This window comes from Synechococcus sp. BA-124 BA4, assembly GCF_034931165.1.
Genome location: NZ_JAYGIA010000090.1, coordinates 1 through 22266 on the forward strand (window position 1 = coordinate 1; position 22266 = coordinate 22266).

Consider the following 22266-nt stretch of genomic DNA (forward strand, 5'->3'; position numbering starts at 1 on the left):
TTCTCCGAACAGGGTCACAGACCGGCCCACCCATTGCCACAGCTGAAATCTGAGGGAGGTGAGCCGTCAGCCCCGGCTACGCCGGGGCTGATCCTCCTGAGTTACACCACTTGCTGGGACGCCGCTCCGACCTGGGTGTGTTCCTGTTCATCGCCGATCTGCTGGTGCTGCGCGATGGCGGCTGCTTGATCCTGGTGCTACCGCCCCTGCGAGGCTGGCCGTCGGAAGGCCACCGCCTTGACGCGATCCGCCGTGGTGATCGCCTCTCACTGCCGCGCCTCTCGCTGGTGCCGCGTGGTGATCTGCTGGATTGGCACTTGCCCAGCCCCGACAGTCCGCCGCACCGACTGAACTGGCGGCAGGACCGCAGGGCGCCGCAGCCGCCGCTCTACGACAGCGCCATTCCGGTGCATCAACTGGGACCCGATGGTGCCGATGGTGTCACGGCGCCGCGGCTCGAGGACTGGCTCTACCACCAGGCGACCCTTGGTGACGACGGCTTGGCGGTCGAAACCTTCGCCGCTGTGCCCAACAGCGCGGCGGCCAGCGGCAGGGCCGCCAGCGTCTATGGCGCCAGCGCCTACACCGCCCATCGGCTCGGCCCACCGTTGCTGTTGCCCCGCCAGCACACCATGCCGGTGGTCTGGTACGCCGCTGATGGGGCGCCCTTTGGGGAAGGGGATCTGCCCCACCTGGGCCTCGCCAACCAATACCTCACCCACTACCGGCTCAAGAGCGAATACGAAGACCTCCTCTCCCGTTGCGCCCTGCCGGTGGGTGTGCGCAGCGGTCTGGTGGATCAGTACGGCTTCCAGCGCAGCGAGGACGGCGAAGCCCGCGCCCCCGAGCAGCTGGTGCTCTCCACCTCCACCTTCATGGACCTGCCCGAGGGAGCGGACTTCAACTGGAAGGAGATCCGCGCTCGCTCGCTGGCGGAGCACCGCGCTTACCTGACCCTGCTGGATGAAACCATGCGCCGTGATGCGTTGGTGCCGACCCAGAACCGTGGCGCCGGCCGCAGCGAAACCGAGATTTCGCTCACCGCCGGCCAGGCCTACGCCCTGCTCCAGTCGCTTGCCACCCAGAAGACCTCGGTCTTCGCGACGGTGCTGGAGCACTGGTGCTCGCTCACCGGTGACAGCCTGGTGCCAGGCGCCGGCCTGGCGCTCACCGTGACGCCGCTCACCCCGCCGCTGCGGCCCCAACCGAGCGTGGGCGAGTGGTTGACGCTGCATGAACGCGGTGTGATCAGCACCGCTGAGCTGCGTCACCAGCTGTCGCTCGCCGCAGCACCGGGAGTGGTGAATCCGATCAGCGGCTCGGCCACCGAATCGTTCGCGGTGCCCACACCGGAACTGGCCTGATGAGCGGCCCACCTGCCAACGCCAATGCCTGGCGCCCCTCGGATCTGGAAGCGATCCGCCGCGCCCTGCTGATCCCCGTCACTGCGCCTGCCCTGCGGGCCATCAATGACGCCATGGCCCAGCTGGAGCGCAGCTACCCCGAGGCGATCCCCGGCGCCAAGGCCTCGCTCGATGCGATTGCTGTGATCGATGCGGGCCTGGCATCTGGCGGCACGCCCGCCGAGCCTTTCGTGATCAAGACCACCCGCAAGGCTGCCGCCGGACCGGTGCCAGCTGAGCTGCCCAAGAAGAAGCTCGATGTGATCGAGTACGCCACAGAGCTGCTGATGGAGGAGGTGTCGACGGAATACGCCGAACCCACCGCCAACAGCTACGGCCTGAGCTCCGGCGCCCAGCGGCGCGGCCATGTGGCCAACCTGCTGCTGATCCTGCCCGGCCTGGCTTCCTGGTGCCCGCCGCCGCCGACGCCATTCTCCGGCACCTTGATCCGCTCCTGATGAGCGCCACACCGGTCACGGCGCTGCAGGAGGTCGCCAATGTGCGGCTGATGCTCCAGCAGCAGCAACACCCAGGCGCCAAGAACCCGGTGACGGTCTGCCGCCAGGTGATCGACTGCTCGATCCAGCAAACCAAGCTGATCTCCAGCCGCGACAACGGCCCCGGCATCGACACCGGCGACATCCTCTGCGAGGGCTACCTCACCCGCGCCGCCCTGCTGCCGCCAGCCGCGCCCCAGTCCAATCCGTGGGATTGGCTGGCGGCCGATCAGGCCTGGCAGACCCCGGGCCTGCGGGCCACCTTCCAGCCGCAACTGGTGCCGTCAGCCACCGAGCCACCGCGGCCGACCGCCGTGCAGGTGCCCGCCGAGGGGGTGTGCTGGCTGGGTGATCTCGCCCTGCTGCAAACGCCGGGCGTGCTGCCGCTCAGCCCCCGCGCGGTGTTTGCTGGTGCCAGCCTGCTGATGATCGGCCAGGCCTACGGCCCCGGCGGCATTGGGCTGCAGGTGCAGCCGGAGCTGGGGGAGGCGATCAGCTTTGCGCTCAAGCCCAACCGCGTGCTGGTGCTGGAGGCCGGCGACAGCTTGAACCTGATTGCCGAGCGCTACGGCACCACCGTGCAGACGTTGCGGGCGGTGAATCCGGATCTGGCCCAGCAGGGGCCGATCACCACCGCCACCGGCGACACGCTCAACGTGCTGGCCAGCCGCTACGGCACCACCGTGGATTTCTTGCGCAAGCTCAACCCGTCGCTGCTGCGCGCCGATGGCCACACCACTGCGGCTGGCGACACGCTCAAGGCCCTGGCCGTGCAGTACGACACCACGGTGGATTGGCTGCGGCTCTACAACCCGGACTACGACCGCTGGCCCCGCAGTGATCCGCTTCCAGTTGGTGTGCTGCTCGATGTGCCGGCGATCCGCCCGTCCGATGAGCTGGATGAGGACCAGGTGCTGCAGGTGCCGCTGATCCGCCCGGCCACGCTGCTGAATGCCGGCGGCTGGATCTACCTGCCGCCCTTGCGGGGCGTTTCCGCTGCCGATGACCTCTGGGACGTGGACCTGACGCCGGATCCGCCGCCCGTCACTCCGTGACCGGCCACACCGGGGATGGCTTGTGACACTCCTATGGACTGTCAACCCCCCAGCTCACCTACGTGATCGGCTGTTGGCTGCCCGGTGATGGAGGCGCCAGGCAGGTCAGCAAGGATGGAGCCGATGCCGCCTTGACCATTCCGTGGAACCGATCACCACATCGAACCAGCTGCTCCTCTTGGAGGCCATCGATCGGGTACGAAAGGACGTGGATGCTCCGCGCTTGCCGCTCGAGGAATTGACCGAGACCACTTTTACCCTGGTGGCCGAGCACATGTCGCTGACGCAGATCATCGATGCCGCAGAAGGCCTGATCCAGCTGGCCTCCCATCCCACCATGCCAAAAACAGCGCTACCGATGCCAATTGATGAATTGCAGGCCTTGCTCGAGAAGGTTATCGATCTCCGGGATTGGCAGGAGCTGGAGGAGCAGGACGATCGCAGCGACATCCAGAAGCTGATCGACAACGCCACCGATGCCGACACCGTTCTGGTGCGCGATCCCACCGGCACCCCTGAGCTGCAGGAGATCGGGATCCTGGAGCTTCTGCAGCGCTATCCCTGTCGCGGCAGCGAGGCCCGCTGGAGCCCCGACGACGCGATCGCCTTCCTGGAAACAAAGACCCGCTGGCTGGATGCGGCGCTGGAGAGCTGGGAGGCTGATGGCGAGGCCATGGCTGACGACAGCGATCTGATCGAGGCCAAGGCCGTCGTTCTGGTCGTGCCAGAGCAACCAGGCCAGTCGCTGCGGACCGAGCTACTCGACGTGCTGATCCCCGTTGACAGCTGAACCGCCGGCCGGCTCTGGTTCCGGCGGAGCCGCCGCCTGCCATGGAGGGCAGGCAACGGCTCCGCCGGGAGCCTGGGCGACTGCAGTAAGCCCGCTGCTGATCAGACCGCTGCCGTGCGTACGGCGGGACCACCACGCAGGATGCCGAACACCTCACGGGCCACAAATCGCTTGAGGCAGCGGATGATCTCCTTCATCGTGCGGCCTTCTGCGGTGCGGCGCTCGACGTACTCCTTGGTCTGCTGGTGACGCTGCAACCGGCAGATGACGATGCGGTGCAGGGCGCAGTTGGCCTGGCGGTTGCCGCTGCGGTTCAGCCGGTGCCGCACCACCTTGCCGGAGCTGGCCGGCAGAGGATTTACTCCGCAGAGAGCGGCAAATGAGGCCTCCGACTTCATCCGCTCCTGGTTGTCTCCCACCGCCACGACCAACGTGGCGGAGATGTCCACACCGATGCCGTAGGTGTTGCGCAGCTCCGGGCAGTGCTGCCTGGTCAGTCGATCCAGCTGCGCGACGGTCTCCTTGAGCTCCTGATCCAGCTGCTGGATGCGGCGCGCCAGGATGCGCAGGGTCATCTTGGCGGCGGCCAGGGGTGTGTTGATCTCCCCGGACCGCAGGCCTGCGCAGCTTTCGACCAGCTCCTTTCTCTTGAGCCGCTGCAGCCGTTCCCGCAGCGCCGCCGGCGCCGTCACCACGATGGCGTGCAGCTGATTGAGGGCTGCGGTGCGGTTCGCGGTGGCCGAATCCTTGGCCACCTTGAGCATGCGGATCATCTCCACCAAAGCGTCGCCCGCCTTGGGGATGACGCTGGCCGTTCCGGCGATACAGGCCCGTGCTGCGGCCTCCGCATCGATGGTGTCGTCCTTACTGATGCGCCGCCGCGTGGAGCGATCCGACCGGTTCACTTCCACCACGGGGAGATCTGCAGCCTGCAGGGCCCGGCAGAGCCCGGCGCCGTAGCAACCGGTTCCCTCCACGGCGAAAACCGGGCTGCTGCCGAATGCAGCGGCCCAGCGGATCAGCTCCTGGTAGCCACTGCGTTTGGCATCAAGCTTGAGGCTGCCCAGCCAGCCGCCATTGGCGCTCAGGGCCACCGCCATGTGGGTGTGTTTGTGAGTGTCGATGCCGACCACCACATCAGGGCTGGAGCTGGTCTCGGGGCCAGTTGCTGTCGCTGTGCTCATCGCTGCTGAGGGTTGGAGGAGGTGCAACCAGCCAGGCAGACGGACAGGCCATTGACGGGACGGGAACGTCGGACTCCTATGAGGTCACGGGACTCCCCGGCTGGTTGCCCCACCACACGGACCGACAGGTCACGAGAAAGACACCACTCCACGAGGGAACGGGTCAGGCAATAGATGGGTCAGGCCCGTGCTGGTGGGGTCCCGAAATCATCAATGGCAATAGCTGGGGTGAGTGCAGCCCGGATGGGGCGCTCGCTACAACCACAGCCGTGATGGGTGGACCGATGACCAAACGCCTTTCTCAGGACCTCCGCGTCCTGCCGCAACCGACCCCCGAGCAGCAGCAGCTCGTCAGCTACGCGCAGCCGCAGCACTGGCCCAACCAGGAGCCGCCTGCCCAGCCGGACGAGGCCGACGACGACGACCTCGAGGAGGACGACGACCTGGACCCTGACGAGCCCCTCGATGAACCCGGTGAGGAGCCCCTGGCCTCTCGCCCCGAGCCAACCGATGCGCTCAAGGCGGAGCGGCGCAAGACCAACCAGCTGGAGCGGGAGCTGCGCACGATCAAGCGCCAGCTCGCCCAGTTCTCCAAGATCAACCCCGATGAGTACGAGCGCCTCCAGGAGGCCGAGCGGCAGAAGGAGCAGCTGGAGCGCGAGATCGCCAGCCGTGAACTCCAGCTGGAGGCCGCTGCTGCCCGCAAGGTGAAAGCAGCTGCCAAGGAACGGGACGAGGCACTCCAGGACGTGCAGAACCTGCGCAAGGAACGCCTGCTGGAGCGGCTGTTTGTTGACGCCGATGGCCGCGCCGGAGGGGACAACCGCGGCTCTTTCTTTGAGATCTTCAAGCACCAGGTCGGCGGCGAGTTCCGCCTCACCAAGGACGGCGCCGGCCGTGACCTGCTGGAGCCGATCGATTCCAAGGGGAACGTGCTGCTTGGTGATCACGGCAACCTCGATGCCGCCGATCACATCGAGTCGCTCCGCACCCATCCAGTGCTCAGTTTCCTGTTCAACCAGCGTGGCGGCCTCGGCCCCGCCACGGTGATCGCTGAGTTCGATGGCAACGGCCAGCCGACCAACCTGCAGAGCATGAGCGCCAGTGAGCTCTACCTGGCCAGCTACGCCAAAAAACCTGCCGGCGCCAGGCGTTGATCCAATCGCGCTCCGTCCACACGGGCGGAGTGCACCTTCAACATCGACAACCAAGCGCAACCGAATAGCAGGAACCGAATGCTCGGCGCACAATCACGCGCGAGGCAGGGCACCCAAATTCACGCTCAATCAAATCAAGTGACGTACAAAAAAGGGGGGGATATACCCCCAAATATGAGAAACGCGCGCGTACTGCTTCGGAAATGTCGCAAAATCTGGAAATTCACTTCTGCGATCACATCAACGTCAGCTGATCTCCACCTGCAGTGACTGTGCTGCCTGAGGCGGCCACGAGGCGCAGCGGAACACCCGAGCGCGAACGAGCGGTTGGAGCCGCCTGGCCGCCGTCTGGTGCTGCGCCGAGGCTGGCGCGGGAACCCCAAGCAGGCGCGAGCGGGTGGAGCGGTGGGCCGCTGGAGCCGCGTGACCGTCAGCTTTGCTGACCTTTTCGCCGGCATTGCATTGCTGCCTTGCTTGCTGGCATTCATCAGCGCCGGCCAGCAGTGGGAAAGGGCAGCCAGCTGACGCCAGCCGCCCCGGCGGGCCGTGATCAGGCCCGGAAGCCGAACTCCTGGCGATAGAGATGAGGGTGGTGGGCTTCGATCAGCTCCATGGCGAGGAAGGCCGGGAAGGGGACCAGGCCCGAGAGGGTGACCTCCTGGGAGGACAGCCCACCCCGGGGGCGCCCCGCAGGAACTGGTGCAGAGCCAGGCTTCTGAAGCGGCTCGATTTGGCGCAGCTTCTTCTCCAGCAGCGCCCACAGATACTTCGGGACGCCGGAGGGCCGAGGGCAGCGCCACACCTTGGAGGTGGCATCCCAGGGCCGGGACTCTTCCAGCAGCAGCCCGTTCTTGCCGGCCTTGCTGATCTCGATCATCAGCAGGTGCTCGCTCACCGCCTTGCAGGTGACGGCCCTCCAGGTGATGCCGCTCAGAGTGGACGCATAGATCGTGATGGGTGCCATGGCCGAACCAGGCGAAGGACCCCTCAGCCCTGCGCGGGGAGGGCAAGGGGCGCGACAGCGCCTCGCGCAGCCCTTGCCCCGCCGCGCACGCTGAGGAGGGCCGCCGCCTCCCCCGCTGGTGTCGCCCAAAGCCGTCGGGTGAAAGGGGGCCGCAAGGCCCCCTGGGGGCTGGCCCCTGTGGGGCTCAGTTCACCGAGGCGGTGCAGCCCCCGGGTGCCCTGCAGCTTGCGGGCGATCGCGAAGGCCTTTTCGGCCGGCACGAAGCGCATCTTCTTGACCGGCTTGCCGCGCCGGCCAAAGAACTGCTGCTCGCACGGGTGGGCGCCGCCCTTGAGGCCATCGGGATAGAAGTGGACGATGACGCGGCGGATTTCGCAGCTGGGGGCAGAGGGTGTGGCCATGGCCTTGAGGTGAGGAACCCGATCCAGCAGCGCGGCCCGCGCAGGGAAGGCAGGGGGCGCGAAGCGCCTCGCGTCAGCCCTTGCCGAACCGAGCAGGCCAGCGCAGCCTTCGGGTGCTTCTCACCGGGGCCGTGGCGGGACACCCCCCCCAGCGGTGCTGACCTACCCCGCGTTTGTCCACGGCTGGAGCCGATTCGAATCGGCGGGGATCGTGCCTCCACAACAGGTTCAGAGGTGGTGCGCTTGCTAGGCCAAGGGCACGGGCAGTTCCTGGCCGCTGGCATCAAGGAACCAGATGCTGTCCTGTGCGCCGGACCGATCAGCCCGCTTTCAGCGCGTCGTTGTCACCAGGGGCTCCAGCTGAGGTCGCGCCCGAGCTGGCCAGAACCAGACGACTTCTGCTAGTACAGGTGTTCTCCGTTGTGGTCTTGCCGTGGCTGCTTCTCCGTGAGCTCCCGCGGCACCCGGCTGGCGCCCAGCTCAGCGGCAGACGATGGCGGCTACGAGCAGTTGGCCCTACCTCGATGAGGAGGTGCTGGTGGCCAGCCGCAGCGGCAAGGTGTGCATTACCTACCATTCGTGTTGACACCCTCCGGAAGGGCTGGGGTGGGCTGGGGTGGGGACGGTGCGGGAGCAGGGGCAGACCAGCTGCTCCTGCTGGTGCTCGAACACCACCGGCTGGAATTGCGTGATCTCAACCACGTGGTGCCGCACCGGCGCTGGAACGACGCCGGCCAGAGCGGCTCTCCAGCCGCGTCAGACGCTCGCCCAGTGGAGAATCACGTCCTTGGATCTCTCGGCGGGGAGTAGGTAAGGGTCGTAGCCGGGATAGCCCTCCTGACCTAAGCGCTTGACCCGCTGACAGTAAAATTCTCCGTTTTGGGGGGGTAAAACCGGGGCCAGAACTGGGCGGGGGCTACTCCTTCGCATGATCCTGGCGGCTTGGAGGAATTGCGGGAGCCACGGCCATTCTTCTCCTCCAGCTGGGCAACGCGGGCGGACAGGGCCTCAAAATAAGCGGTAAAGTGCTCAACCAGCGCTCGAATGCTGGGGGCGCAGCCTACCCGTCGATCCCGAAAATCCGGGCCTGAAGAAAAGCAACCAAAAAGTCTACCTGCCTGAGATCCAAGCAGAGTTAAGCTATTTTGCAAAGGCTGGCTCCTCAGCGGCTGGCTTGTTCAACCCCACAACCAGCAACTGTAGCAGAAGCGACAGAGCTGCAGACACGACTCTCTTAAATTTAAATATGATGAAACTGCAGATTCATAAAAAAAGTATATTAATTGGCGAGGGTTCTCTAATAATACAATGTGCTGAACTCCTATTAGAAAGGGAGCATCAGATACTGGGCATCATCTCCCTTGATGGCTTAATAGAGGGCTGGGCTAAGGAAAAAGGAATCTCTCACATCCAACCCACAGATAATCTTCTAGCATTTTTAAGTCAGCAGCCATTTGATTACCTCTTCAGTATTAACAATAAAGCGATTCTACCCAAGGAGATTTGCGATCTACCTCACCAGTATGCGATTAACTTCCATTATTCTCCTTTGCCAAAATATGCCGGGGTGAATGTGCCATCCTGGGCGCTGATGCAGCGGGAGAAGACTTATGGGGTTACATGGCATGTAATGACAGACCTGGTTGACGGTGGGGACATTCTGAAGCAGGTTTCTGTCGATATTAATGAGAGGGAGACTACTTTTACTCTTAAGGTAAAAGGTTATGAGGCAGCTATTCGTTCGTTTGCTCAACTTATTGATGAGTTATCTTCAGGTCAAGCTGTAGCACTTAAGCAAAACCTAAATGAGCGAACCTATTTCCCTCCTTCTAAAAGAACGGGTTCAGGAGGTTTGTTGTCGTTCAACCGTAGTGCCTACGAGCTAGATGCCTTGGTTCGGGCTTTAGATTTTGGTCCCTACCCCAATCCTCTGGGGCTCTGTAAGTTAGCGATTGGGGGTAATTTTATCGCCGTTTCTAAGCTTAATATTTTAGATGAGATTTCCCAGGCATTTCCCGGAACAATAACATGTATTGAGACTGACTATCTGAAGGTTTCAACCACCAGTTACGAGGTCGCGTTGCGCCAAGTTCACACTCTAGAGGGTAAACCTCTATCAATTTCTGATTTTGTTAAAAGATTTAGACTACAGATTGGATATCAGTTTCAGGGTATCGACCTAGAACTGGCAAACCGTATTGAGAAGTTTGATAATATAATTGCTAAACACGAAGCTTTTTGGGTAGAGAGACTGGCAAGTTTAGAGCCATTGACGATTCCCTATGCAGAGAGATCGCTATCCCCAGTGAATCAGAAGCGGTACACGAGTGTAAAGATGCCCGTACTGGATGAGTTTATAACATTTCTAGAGGAGCATCATCCAACCTGGAATTTAGGGGACTTTCTCTTGGCGGCTTTTGTGGGTTATTTGACTCGAATTGGTGGCGCGGCTTGTTTTGATATTGGTTTTAGAGATGTTGAATTAGGACGGGAGATAGTAGGAACGGAAGGTTTGTTTGCTAGCATTGTGCCTTGTCATTTAGAAATAGATTCCGAGCAGAGTTTTGAGGCCATTTTTGAAGCTGTACGAGAGCAAGTAGCGTTAACCAAACAGCACAAGACTTATGCGCGGGATGCTGTAGCTAGGTATCCAGAGCTTCGGGAAGTGCCGGAGCTAGGTAGCGAACAGATTTTTCCGGTAGTTATAGAACGGGTAGATCAATTAGATTATCATCAAGCCAGCACTGGTAATGAGCTTACCTTCATCATCTCGGAAGAGGGGAAGGAGTGCGGTTGGTTTTATAACGCTGACGCTTTGGACGGTGACAGTATTGCCAGGATGGTGGAGCAGTTTACTATTTTTCTGCAAGGTATTGCCAGTGATTCTAGTCAATACCTTGCCTACCTTCCCCTGTTATCTGAGGAGGAGCGTCACAAAATCCTGGTGGAGTGGAATGATACTGCGGCAGATTATTCTCTGGATAAGTGCATCCATCAGTTGTTTGAGGAACAGGTGGAACGGACTCCTGACAATGTGGCGGTGGTGTTCGAAGAGCAGGAATTAACATATGGAGAGTTGAATGTCAAGACAAATCAGTTAGCCCATTACTTGAAGAAGTTTGGCGTGGGACCAGAAGTCTTGGTGGGGATTTGTGTGGAGCGGTCGCTCTTAATGGTAATAGGACTCCTTGGCATCCTCAAAGCAGGTGGAGCGTATGTTCCTCTAGACCCTGAATATCCGAAGGAACGTCTGGCTTTCATGCTCGAAGATGCTCAGGTATCGGTACTGCTGACGCAGCAGACGTTAGTTGAGATTCTTCCAAAGTGTTCGGCACAAGTAGTTTATTTGGATGCTGACGAATTTGCCCAACAAGCAGGTGTTAACAATCCCACTAACAAAGCCCAAGCTAACAACTTGGCTTATGTTCTCTATACTTCTGGCTCTACAGGCAAACCGAAGGGAGTAGCCATTGAACATCACAGTACAATTGCGCTTCTGGATTGGGCAACCGGGGTGTTTACGAGGGAACAGTTGGCAGGGGTTCTAGCGTCAACTTCTTTCTGCTTCGATATTTCGGTTTTCGAGTTGTTTGTTCCCTTAAGCTGTGGCGGCAAAGTGATTCTAGCCAAGAATGCTTTGCATCTGTCTAGTTTGCCGGCTGCCCGGGAGGTTACATTAATTAATACCGTTCCTTCGGCGATCTCAGAGTTACTGAGAGGGAAGGGCATTCCTGATGGAGTTCGCACGGTTAATTTGGCGGGAGAAGCTTTGCCGCAACGAGTGGTAGAACTTTTGTATCAACAAGAGAGGATTCAGGAGGTATTCAATCTTTACGGTCCTTCTGAAGATACGGTTTATTCAACTTATACTTTGGTGGAACGGAACGGTCAAAAAGCTCCATCGATTGGTCGTCCGATTACGAATACACAAGTCTATATATTTGACTCCTATCAGCAGCTTGTTCCCATCGGCGTACCGGGTGAGCTACATCTGGGTGGGGCGGGTTTAGCGCGGGGTTATCTCAACCGTCCTGAGTTGACTGAAGAAAAATTCATCCCCAACCCCTTTGATAATCCAATACCTAAAACCTGTACTGAGCGCAACCGAACTATCCCAAATCCAAAATTATACAAGACTGGAGATTTAGCTCGCTCCTTACCCGATGGCAATATTGAATTTTTAGGACGCATAGACCATCAGGCTAAGGTGCGGGGCAACCGCATTGAACTGGGAGAAATTGAGTCGGTTTTGGGACTACACCACAATGTTAGGGAAGTTGCGGTTGTGGCAAGAGAAGATGTCTCTGGTGATAAGCGGTTATTCGCTTATGTCGTGCCCAACCAGGAGCAAGTTTCTACTCCTAAGGAATTGCGCCGCTTCCTCAAGGAGAAGCTGCCGGATTTCATGATGCCTTCTGTCTTCGTGCTGCTGGACAAGCTGCCTAGGACCCCCAACGGTAAGGTGAATCGCCGCTCTTTGCCAGTGCCCGATAAGGCTAGGCCGGAGCTAGAGCAATCATTTGTGGCTCCTCGTTCTCCTGCTGAAGAGGTGCTTGTAGGAATTTGGTCTGAAGTGCTTGGGTTGGATCGGGTTGGTGTCCAAGACAATTTCTTTGAGTTGGGGGGTCATTCGTTACTGGCAACTCAGGTGATTTCGAGGCTGCGGGATGCCTTTTCTGTAGAGTTGTCTCTTTACAGTCTGTTTGAAGCACCGACGATAACTAGCTTGGGTGAGAGAATTGAGACGGTGCGTCGAAAAGGGTTGGGTTTACAAATCCCACCGATTTTGCCCAGAAGGCGAAAAGAAAGTCTACTTCTGTCTTTTGCTCAACAGCGACTTTGGTTCTTCGATCAGTTAATTCCTGATAGCCCAATCTATAACATTCCCCTGGCTTATCGGGTCACGGGACAGTTGAACGTGGGAGCATTAGAGCAGAGTTTGGGTGAGATTGTGCGACGCCATGAGTCACTGCGGACGACTTTTAAAACTGTAGATGGACAACCGATTCAGGCGATAGCTCTAGACATAGGCTTAAGCTTGCCAGTAATAGATCTGCGGGAAATAGCCGAGGCTGAGCGGGAGGGAGAGGTACAGTGGTTGTCTACCCAAGAAGCTCAACAGCCTTTTGATTTAGCTCAAGGTCCGTTGCTGCGCGTTAAGCTTCTCCGTTTGGATGAAGTGGAACACGTCCTGCTTCTGACTCTGCACCATATTGTCTCCGATGGCTGGTCTCTGGATGTGTTGATGCGGGAACTAGGAGTGCTGTACGAAGGTTTTTCTACTGGGGAACCTGCGTCGCTGCCTGAATTACCGATTCAGTATGCTGATTTTGCGCTTTGGCAGCGGGAGTGGCTCTCTGGGGAGGTGCTGGGATCTAACCTTGCCTACTGGAAGCAGCAGTTAGGAGGAGAGTTGCCTGTACTTGAGTTACCCACTGACCGTCCCCGTCCCCTAGTGCAAACCTATCGGGGGTCAAGGCAGTCGTTTGAGCTATCGAAGGACTTAACGGATGAGCTGAATGCGTTGAGTCGGCGGGAAGGGGTTAGTTTGTTTATGACTCTGTTGGCGGTGTTCAAGGTGTTGCTTTACCGCTACACGGGGCAGGAGGACGTTATTGTCGGTTCTCCGATTGCGAATCGCAACTGGGCTGAAATTGAAGGGCTAATTGGCTTTTTTGTCAATACTTTAGTGCTGCGTACTAGCCTGGGTGGGACACTCAGTTTTCGGGAATTACTAGGTCGTGTGCGTGAGGTGGCTTTGGGAGCTTATGCTCACCAGGATCTGCCGTTTGAGAGGCTGGTGGAGGAACTGCAACCGGAACGGGATATGAGCTATCATCCCCTGTTTCAGTTGATGTTCTTGTTTCAAAATACCTCAACGACAGACGGGGAATTTTCAGGTTTGGCTTTGAGTTCTCTGGAGGTTGAAAGTAAAACGGCAAAGTTTGATTTGAGTCTATCTCTGACGGAAACTGAGCAAGGACTAATTGGAGCGTTTGGTTACAACACAGATTTGTTTGATGATGCAACTATTGCCCGAATGGTGTATCATTTACAAACTTTGTTAGAGGGGGTGGTCGCTGATCCAGACAACAGGATTTGTGATTTGCAGATTCTGACGGAGGCTGAACGACATCAATTGTTGGTGGAATGGAATAATACAGAAGCAGATTATCCTAAGGATAAGTGCATGCATCAGTTATTTGAGGAACAGGTGGAGAGGACTCCTGATAATGTTGCAGTGGTTTTTGAAGACCAGCAGTTGACTTATCGGGAGTTGAATGCGAGAGCGAATCAGTTGGCACACTACTTGCAGAAGTTGGGGGTGGGGCCAGAGGTTTTGGTGGGGATTTTTGTGGAGCGATCGCTTAATCTGGCAGTAGGGGTTTTCGGAGTCTTAAAGGCAGGAGGAGTTTGTTTGCCTTTGGATGTAGAATTTCCTGAAGAACGATTGGCTTTCATTTTAGAGGATACTCAAGTACCAATTATCTTAACGCAGGAGCAGCTTGTGAGCTGTATTTCCCAGTATAGAGCGCAGCTAGTCTGCCTAGAGAAAAGTTGGAATACTATTGCAAAAGAAAGTACGGAACCATTTTATAGCGGAACAACAGTTAATAACCTAGCTTATATTCACTACACATCGGGTTCTACTGGTAAACCAAAAGGAGTAATGCGCCCACACCGATGTTGTGTTCGTGAATCGACAATAGAACTGACTGAAGCCGACCGATATTTGGTGCAATCAAGTAGCATTGAAGAACTTTTCTGGCCATTGCGGGTTGGCGGAAAAGGAATTATAGTTCGACCAAGAGGATATAAGGATAGTGCTTATCTGGTCAAACTAATAGCAGAGCAGAAAATTACTGTTGCTATTATCCCCCCCTCTATGCTTAAAGTGTTGCTAGAAGAACCAGAAATTGAAACTTGTAGCAGTTTGCGATACGTCTTCTCCAGTGGAGAAGCTTTAACCATTAAACTCCAGGAGATCTTTTTCAGCCGTCTTACTGCTGTTTTGCGTCATGACTACGGCTTAACTGAAACTTCCTATGCAACCATAGGAAAATACCAGTGCTTAGCCAAACGTGGAAATAATTTACGGTGCAATCTCCTCGTTGGTCCTCCTGCTGCTGACTCAGAAGTTTACATTCTTGACTCTCATATGCAACCAGTCCCCATTGGTGTCCCTGGTGAAATATACATTGGGGGAGCTGGTTTAGCCCGAGGCTATCTAAACCGCCCGGAGTTAACAAGGAAGAAATTTATCCCCAACCCCTTCAGCGAGCAACCTGGTTCCTATCTCTACAAAACAGGAGACTTAGCCCGCTATCTCTCTGATGGCAACATTGAATTTCTTGGGCGCTTCGACTATCAGGTCAAAATTCGCGGCTTCCGCATCGAACTGGGAGAAATTGAAGCTGTCCTGGCACAATACCCAGCCATAGAACAGACTGCCGTCACAACAATAGAGGATGACCCATGTGATAAGCGGCTAATGGCATACATTGTTCCTCACCCCGAACAGGCACTTACTATCGATGAACTGCGCCGCTTCCTAAAGCAGAAACTGCCTGACTACATGATGCCATCAACCTTCGTTTTCTTGGACACTCTACCCCTAACACCTAACGGTAAAATAGACCGCCGCGCTTTACCCGCCCCCGTTTCTTCACGACCTCACCAAAAAGAAACCTTTATCGCTCCTCGCACTACCATTGAGCAGCAGGTAGCCGACATCTGGACTTCTGTCCTTAAAATAGATAACGTTGGCATTCACGACAACTTCTTTGAGTTGGGAGGGCATTCCTTGCTAGCAATCCAAGTAATTTCTCGACTGCGCCTAGCCTTCAGTATGGACCTGTCCCTGCATACTCTCTTTGTAGCACCGACCATAGCTGAATTGGGCGATTACATTGAGACATTTCGCTGGGCAGCACAAGAACTAAAGCTGAATAGCACTGTCTCAAACGGAAACTTAGACATGGTCATTTCTTACCTATAGGATGCTAGAGCAAAAGGTTAGCTAAATCCAAAAGCCAGTGCCTCAAAAAATTCTAGATGATTTTTAATTCTTAACTCAGTACTATTCCTGTAAGTCAAAATGAAGTATTCAAAAGGATTTCTTTTCACTCAACGAAGCGTAAGTCAGCAAATTGAAGCGGTAAGCTATGATTTGAGTATTCGAGCCGGATTAATTCATCAGGTAAGCTCTGGCTTGTACGATTTGTTGCCAGGAGCACAAAAGGTGCTTAATAAGATCTCTGCGATCGTTAAAGAGGAAATGGATCGTGCTGGAGCGCTGGAGATTTCCATGCCGATCGCACAGCCAGTAGATCTATGGGAGGAATCCGGTAGATGGGGCGTTTATGGCGAGGAAATGTTGAAATTCAAAAATCGGGAGGGAAAAGAGTACTGTTTGGGACCAACTCATGAAGAAATGATTTGTGATTTAGTCAGACCCTACTTGAGTTCCTATAAGCAGTTGCCTTTTAACTTGTATCAACTGGGGAGAAAGTTCAGAGATGAGATGCGACCCAGATATGGTCTGCAAAGAACAAGAGAATTTGTCATGAAAGATGCTTACAGCTTTCACTGCAATGCCGAGAGCTTGAATGAGACTTATATGCTAATGCGAGAAGCCTACCAAGCGATTTTCCGCAGATTAGGTCTCGAGGTTGTCCCCACAGAAGCAGATCCTGGAGAAATGGGGGGGAGCGCTTCTGAGGAATTTTTAGCTATTGCTGGATCGGGAGAAAGCAAGTTTGTGTTCTCAGACAATGGCAAAGCTGTTCAAATTGATGATATTGATGAATCAACATCTCAAGATGTTCTAACAGGGATTGAGGTTGGTCACATCTTTCAGCTAGGTGACAAGTACACGAAAGCAATGAACCTGAAATACACTGATGCAGATGGCGTAGAAAGAACTCCCTTGATGGGCTGTTATGGGATTGGAGTCAGTCGATTAATCACGGCAGTCCTAGAGCAACACCATGACGATAAAGGCATAGTCTGGACACGCTCTACATCACCATATGATATTCACATTATTCCTGTGAATACTACTGATAATGTCACCCAAAAAGCCAATTTCCTTCATGATTTATTTACTATCAATGGTATTGATCCTTTACTAGATGATCGTGACGTTAGCGCGGGAGTAAAATTCAAAGACGCGGATTTAATTGGTATTCCTGTAAAGCTGATTATTAGCGAACGTAGTCTAGCTAAGGAATGCGTTGAATTTGAGTTGAGGAAAGATGGTAGCAAGGTATCAGCTTCCTTGGGAGAGGAACTGCAAATCTACGCCAGCTTTGTGTAGGGCATGAGATTATCGAAGCAGCTTTACCAAAATAAACTACAAATCCCTTGTGATTTGGAAGAGATCGAAATTTACAAGCTCCTCCAAATTGCGGGGTTTGTAGACTTCCCGTACTCAGGTTTTCCTCAGTTCATGCCCTTGGGTCAAAAAATCATCAATGAGATTTGTAGAATTGTTAGGACTAAAGCGGAGCGCTTCGGATTTTCTGAAGTTTACCTACCTTTAGTACAACATCGACATTTTCTAGAACAGTCTGGGAGACTGAAGCAATTTGAACGGGAGATTTTTTTCCTGGCTCAAAATAATAGCTCCTACATGCTATCTCCTACAAATGAAGAATTTTTTCTGAATATAACTTTGAAGGGTGTAAGTTCATACAAACAATTCCCTATTCGATTATTTCAGATTGCTGATAAGTTCAGGGATATCCAGAGGCCAAGAGGACTTATGCGGAGCAAGCAGTTCATGATGTGTGATATGTGTTCAATTGATTCAACTAGGTCTTCGCTACAGGACTCAGTAGATAGATTTGAAAGAACTGTCCAAGCTGTTTTCAAAGAACTTGATTTAAAGACGCATAGGCTTCAAAAGAACAATGGTGAATACGTGGACTATATGATTATTTGTTCTGATGGTGAAACAAAGGTAGTCGTGAATTCAGATGATTCATATACCTATAGTGATCATGATAAATCGAAGCCAGCTGATCTCCGAGCCTCAAGTTTAGCGATGTATTTCTTGTTTCAAGTTCCTGATTATGTTAGGGAATGCGTCTTAAATAGGCTAAGACTTAGCGATCTTTTCATGGGAACTTATGGATTTGGAATTCAAAGATGTCTTCATGGAATTGTACAGCAGCATATTGACAAGCTAGGAATAAATTTTCCGAAAAGTATTAGACCTTTTAACGTTTCGATTATTCCTGTAGATCCCAGAGAGGAAGCTCAAATTTCATCGGCAGTAGAACTTTACGAGATTTTTCTGAGAGAAGGCTTAAACCCAGTTTTGGACGATCGGTTGAATTTAATGATGAGGGAGAAAGCCTCATATAGCGATTTCCTTGGAGTTCCAATCAAGGTATTTATAGGAAAAAGCGAAGTAAATGACCAAAAGCTAACTATCAAATCGAGAGGAGATCCTTTTGGGCAGAAAGTTGATAGAGACGATTTCATTAACCATTTTTGGAACTATGCTAAGTGATTGCTTATTTTGCAAAATTGTAATGCGTGAGGTTCAGGCTCACATCTTTTATGAGGATGATCTTCACATCGCTTTTCTAGATATTTATCCTATAACAAAGGGGCAAGCTCTTGTAATTCCCAAGAAGCATCATTCTAGTTACGTTTTTAGTATGACGGATCAAGAGTATCTATCGCTAATGCAAACATCAAAGGTAGTAGCTACTACTATTGATGCAAATTTGAAAGCCTCTAGAACTTTTATGGTAATCGAGGGAATGGAGATAGATCACGCGCACATCAAGCTATATCCAATGTACAGCATTAGAAAAAGAACTAGTAATGAAATAGGTGAAATGGAGTACTACGACGGGTACTTATCAACTTTGCATGGCAACAGAGCCGATGAAAGCACATTGTCATATCTTTCAAAGCAATTGAAATCTAATTTCTTGAAGAGGTAACAATGCAAGATATAACACCGCTTGATATAGAAAAACTGAGCTACACAGACTTTGTATCACTGCTGCATGAAGAGAACAGACCTCCAGGAGGTAAGAAAACCGTCCGAGAGATTATATTGAACAGCTTTGTAGATAGGCAAGCCAATGTTTTAGAAGTTGGTTGTACTAATGGATTTACTTCCTTGGAAGTAGCAAGGCTCATAGGCTGTCAAGTTACGGGAGTAGACATAAGTTCATCCTCAGTACAGAATTCTATTGATCGTCTTGAAAGATCTTGCACTCCTGGCAATGTAAAGTTCCTCGTTGAATCTGTGTATGATCTGCCATTCGATAACAATCTATTCGATCTTGTAGTTCTCAGTAATGCTATCTCTTTCATTGAAGATCAAAAAACTGCATTAGATGAGTGCATTAGAGTTATAAAACCTTGGGGTTTTTTGGCAGTTGTTCCAATCTGGTATAAAGTTGATCCGCCAGAGGAGATTGTGGATCAAGTTTCAACTATAATCGGAGTCAAAATAAAAATTAGAAAAAAAGCTGATTGGATTAATTTTCTTAATCAATCTGGCTTAGAAATGTATTACTCTTGTGATTATCATTTTGACACTCAGTCCCCGGAGATTATCAGCCAATACGTTGATGAGATTTGCAAGAAAGAACATCTTCAAAAGTATCCTGAATATGTGGTTAAGGACATATCAGACAGATGGAAAATGACAATTGAAGTTTTTAATCAAAATCTTCGATATGCAGCTTATTCAGTCCTCTTACTAAGAAAAAGGGCGGAAACAGAAGAGTCTGAACTGTTTTCAACCTCCCCATGTAAGCAATATACATGTAGTAAGCGTGTAAGGGTGTGCCATGTTTAAGATAACTGCTCCTAAAACTTGGAATAGTAGTCAACACTATTTAGAGGCTTTGAGCTCTGTTTGGTATAAGTCGCTATTTAAGATACAAGATTGTTTTCAATTTAATTCATGCCTTTTTTTTAGAGATAGATATTTAAGACATATTTCTCTTCCAATAACCACAAATTCAATTTCAAGCCCTATGGGTCTTGGTAGTGATTCCCTTCCTGTTAAAGTTAACTTGTTCGGTATTGATACTTTTCTATCCGACTCAATGCAATTCATGCTTGAGTATGGATGTCGCTACAATCCGACGGGCTGCTATTATATTATGCCTTCATTTAGAGGTGACTCTGATGATTCAACACATCTCTCGCAGTTTTATCATGCTGAGGCTGAAGTTCACGGCTCTCTAGAAGATGTTATGGTGCTGGTAGAACGTTATCTGAAATTTATTTGCTCTAGCCTTTTAGATGAGTGCGCTTCAGAAATTAGCTCTATTGCTGGTTCTCTAAGTCATATAGAGAACTTTGTCAAAGCTGATTCCCCGATCTCTACAATCAGTTTTGACGAAGCGGTGAATCTTCTCTCAAGCGAACCGGAGAACTTCAAGTATATTGAAGCCGAAGATCAAGTATTGAAATCGTTAAGCCGATTAGGTGAACAAAACCTTATTAAGATGTTTCATGGTTTTGTTTGGGTAAGGGAGTTTGATCACTTACTAGTGCCTTTTTATCAAGCTTTTTCTGAAAATGCAGGAAAATCAAAATCAGCTGATTTACTCTTTGGTATAGGGGAAGTCGTTGGTGCTGGAGAGCGCCACGTTAACGGCGGTCTAGTTCGAGAGGCGCTTGAGTTACATCAAACTGATGTTGATTCATATGATTGGTATTGTAAGCTAAAAGACGTTTTTCCTATGAAGACTTCAGGCTTTGGTATGGGAACTGAAAGGTTCTACTGTTGGTTATTAAATCATCATGACGTTCGAGATTGTCAACTTCTGCCTAGATTTAATGGCGTATTAACTATTCCATAGTTTATGTGTATCAACTCCATGGTTTATGTGTATCAACATCTATGAAAAGTCTTCAGGAAGTAATTTGTTCTTTAGATAGTTTCTTTAGCTATTCTGATTACCCAGATAGTATAATTGACACGCTTGTTAGGACTGATATGAAAGCATTTTTACGTTTTAATGAAGATTACTTTCGGAAAACAAGTGGCTTAATGATTCAGAATAGCTTGCACATAAGTTCAATTTGCTGTGCGGCATTTCCTAGTAATGATCTAATTAGCCATATTGAGAAAGTTACTAATGCTCTTTTGCTTGTAAAGCATCCAATGGATTGGAATGAATTCTCAGAGGGATTTATACCTATTTCAGAAAAGTTTTTAAATAAACTCAAGGACCGAAAAATATCTTTATACTGTGCCCACTCAGCACATGATAATCATCTCTCATGTTCGCCGAGCGTAGGATTAGCACAAGTATTCAATGGTGATATTCTAGAAATTATGAGTGATGAACAGGATAGAGTTTTTGGTTGTATTGTTGAGATTCAAAATCCTCTTAGATTTGAAGATTTGAGATTGTTTCTCTCGCAGACTTTTGGATTAATCAGTTTTCAGGAATACTTTGTGCATGATCGAGTCCATCGGATAGCAGTAGTTGCTGGTGGAGGCGATAATCCCCAGTGGCTAAACTTAGCCATCGGGAAAAATTGTGATACTTACTTAACAGGTATTTTATATTTCAGAGGCTCTCAGTATGCCAAAGAGAATAATCCTATATTTATAAGGAATCTTAAGGCAAGCAGTCTGAACGCGCTTGGTATATCCCATTACTTTTCTGAGCAAAGGGGTAGTATTCTTCTAGCGAACCTTCTTGCTCGCGTTGTGAAGTTACCTACTAAGTATTTACCAGAGATGGGTAAGGCAAAGTTAATTCAATGTAACTGGCAGCTACATATATAGCTTAGCTAGTTTATTTTAGGCATACGTCTTATGGAACCATATCAGTTTCTATCTTGCCTCCGCCGCCTAGGTGTAAATATATCTACTGATGGTGAGCAGTTATATTTAAGGGGTTCTAAAAAAGTTATCACAGAAATACTACAAGCCAAAATAGCCGAACACAAAGCTGAAATTCTGGCATTTCTTCTCGAGGCTAACACTGCCGTTAATTCTCATCTGCCTCCAATATCGTCTGCGGCCATTCTCCCTGTCGCCCCCCTGCCCGGCGATTGGCCACCAGGATGCGAGGCCTACCAGGCGTCTTTTGCCCAGGCGCGGCTGTGGTTCTTGCATCAGCTGGAGCCTGAGTTGACGGCGTATCACCTGCGAGCCGTGTGGCGGTTGAGGGGTGATCTGGATGTTCCAGCCCTGCAGAGAGCTCTGGAAGGGCTGATTGAGCGCCATTCCACCCTGCGTACCTCGTTCCTGTTGCAGGGGAGCGAGGTGATTCAAATCGTTCACCCTGCGTCACCTTTTGCCCTGACTGGGGAAGCCTTGGGCGAGCGAGATCCTGAGGTGGTGATTAGGGAGTGGCTGGAGGAGGAGAACCGCACGCCGTTTGATCTGACGGCAGGTCAGCTGCTGCGAGCACGGCTTCTGGTGGTCGATAGTCAGCACCATCTGCTGCTGGTCAACCACCACCACATCGCCTCGGATGGCTGGTCGCTGTCTATTTTGGCTCGGGATCTGGTGGAGCTGTACAACGCCGAGCGCGCTGGCCGATCACCACAACTTGAGCCGTTTTGCATTCACTACCCGGACTATGGCGTCTGGCAGCGCCAACGCCTCAGTGGCGATCGCCTGCAGAAGCTCAACGACTACTGGATCAGCCAGCTCAGAAATCTTGAGCCTCTGGAGCTGCCAACCGACCATCCCCGGCCGGCGATGCCCTCGCACCGTGGGAGATGTGTTGAGTTCACGATCGAGCCCCAGCTGCTGGAGCCCTTTGAGGAGCTCTGCCGTAGGGAGGGAGCCACGTTGCAGATGGGGCTG

The 22266-nt window shown here is 52.6% G+C and carries 17 protein-coding genes; 13 read left to right on the forward strand and 4 right to left on the reverse strand.

The window, feature by feature from the left end; genetic code table 11:
* The first annotated feature begins 110 nt into the window (after positions 1–110).
* The 4 genes from VB734_RS11850 to VB734_RS11865 all read left to right on the forward strand — a co-directional run bounded on the left by VB734_RS11850 (position 111) and on the right by VB734_RS11865 (position 3745).
* Positions 111–1364 (forward strand): DUF4055 domain-containing protein, encoded by a 1254-nt coding sequence (locus VB734_RS11850; protein ID WP_322782019.1) that lies wholly within the window; start codon positions 111–113, stop codon positions 1362–1364.
* On the forward strand, positions 1364–1861 hold the full coding sequence (locus VB734_RS11855) for a hypothetical protein (protein ID WP_322782020.1): 498 nt from the start codon (positions 1364–1366) through the stop codon (positions 1859–1861). The genes VB734_RS11850 and VB734_RS11855 overlap by 1 nt, the downstream gene beginning before the upstream one ends.
* Positions 1861–2955, forward strand: coding sequence for a LysM domain-containing protein (locus tag VB734_RS11860; RefSeq protein WP_322782021.1), 1095 nt, complete (start codon positions 1861–1863; stop codon positions 2953–2955). Before VB734_RS11855 ends, VB734_RS11860 begins: the two co-directional genes overlap by 1 nt.
* Positions 2956–3097: 142 nt before the next feature.
* Positions 3098–3745, forward strand: coding sequence for a hypothetical protein (locus VB734_RS11865; RefSeq protein ID WP_322782022.1), 648 nt, complete (start codon positions 3098–3100; stop codon positions 3743–3745).
* Positions 3746–3846: 101 nt separating this feature from the next.
* Here the strand turns inward: VB734_RS11865 and VB734_RS11870 are convergent, their stop codons facing one another.
* Positions 3847–4929: an IS110 family transposase gene (locus VB734_RS11870; protein ID WP_322782023.1), complete on the reverse strand. Its 1083-nt coding sequence runs from the start codon at positions 4927–4929 to the stop codon at positions 3847–3849.
* Positions 4930–5213: 284 nt separating this feature from the next.
* On the opposite strand from VB734_RS11870, the gene VB734_RS11875 reads away from it, so the two are divergent.
* Positions 5214–6086 (forward strand): hypothetical protein, encoded by an 873-nt coding sequence (locus VB734_RS11875; RefSeq protein WP_322782024.1) that lies wholly within the window; start codon positions 5214–5216, stop codon positions 6084–6086.
* Between the two features lie 550 nt (positions 6087–6636).
* Here the strand turns inward: VB734_RS11875 and VB734_RS11880 are convergent.
* The 3 genes from VB734_RS11880 to VB734_RS14670 form a co-directional block, all read right to left on the reverse strand.
* Positions 6637–7050 carry a hypothetical protein gene (locus VB734_RS11880; protein ID WP_322782025.1) on the reverse strand — a complete coding sequence of 138 codons (414 nt, stop codon included), beginning with the start codon at positions 7048–7050 and terminating at the stop codon, positions 6637–6639.
* Positions 7051–7073: 23 nt separating this feature from the next.
* Positions 7074–7451, reverse strand: coding sequence for a hypothetical protein (locus VB734_RS11885; RefSeq protein WP_322782026.1), 378 nt, complete (start codon positions 7449–7451; stop codon positions 7074–7076).
* An 842-nt stretch (positions 7452–8293) separates the two neighbouring features.
* On the reverse strand, positions 8294–8602 hold the full coding sequence (locus VB734_RS14670) for a DUF6444 domain-containing protein (protein ID WP_416223684.1): 309 nt from the start codon (positions 8600–8602) through the stop codon (positions 8294–8296).
* Between the two features lie 98 nt (positions 8603–8700).
* Here VB734_RS14670 and VB734_RS11890 point away from each other — a divergent pair, with 98 nt between their 5' ends.
* From VB734_RS11890 to VB734_RS11920, 8 genes are all read left to right on the forward strand, one after another.
* A complete protein-coding gene (locus VB734_RS11890) occupies positions 8701–15450 on the forward strand; it encodes a non-ribosomal peptide synthetase (RefSeq protein ID WP_322782027.1) in 6750 nt (2249 codons plus the stop codon).
* A 99-nt stretch (positions 15451–15549) separates the two neighbouring features.
* The gene (gene proS, locus VB734_RS11895; RefSeq protein ID WP_322782028.1) at positions 15550–16770 is read left to right on the forward strand and encodes a proline--tRNA ligase; all 1221 of its coding nucleotides are present in this window, start codon (positions 15550–15552) and stop codon (positions 16768–16770) included.
* A 54-nt stretch (positions 16771–16824) separates the two neighbouring features.
* Entirely contained in the window at positions 16825–17970 is a 1146-nt protein-coding gene (locus VB734_RS11900) for an aminoacyl--tRNA ligase-related protein (RefSeq protein WP_322782029.1), read from the forward strand.
* Positions 17960–18412: an HIT family protein gene (locus tag VB734_RS14675; protein ID WP_416238053.1), complete on the forward strand. Its 453-nt coding sequence runs from the start codon at positions 17960–17962 to the stop codon at positions 18410–18412. The genes VB734_RS11900 and VB734_RS14675 overlap by 11 nt, the downstream gene beginning before the upstream one ends.
* 2 nt (positions 18413–18414) lie before the next feature.
* Positions 18415–19281, forward strand: a complete 867-nt coding sequence (locus VB734_RS11905) for a class I SAM-dependent methyltransferase (protein WP_322782030.1) — start codon at positions 18415–18417, stop codon at positions 19279–19281.
* Positions 19274–20296, forward strand: a complete 1023-nt coding sequence (locus VB734_RS11910) for an amino acid--tRNA ligase-related protein (protein WP_322782031.1) — start codon at positions 19274–19276, stop codon at positions 20294–20296. Before VB734_RS11905 ends, VB734_RS11910 begins: the two co-directional genes overlap by 8 nt.
* 41 nt (positions 20297–20337) lie before the next feature.
* On the forward strand, positions 20338–21234 hold the full coding sequence (locus VB734_RS11915) for a Nif3-like dinuclear metal center hexameric protein (RefSeq protein ID WP_323243364.1): 897 nt from the start codon (positions 20338–20340) through the stop codon (positions 21232–21234).
* 30 nt (positions 21235–21264) lie between these two features.
* On the forward strand, positions 21265–22266 hold a 1002-nt coding region (locus VB734_RS11920), incomplete at its 3' end, for a condensation domain-containing protein (protein ID WP_323243365.1).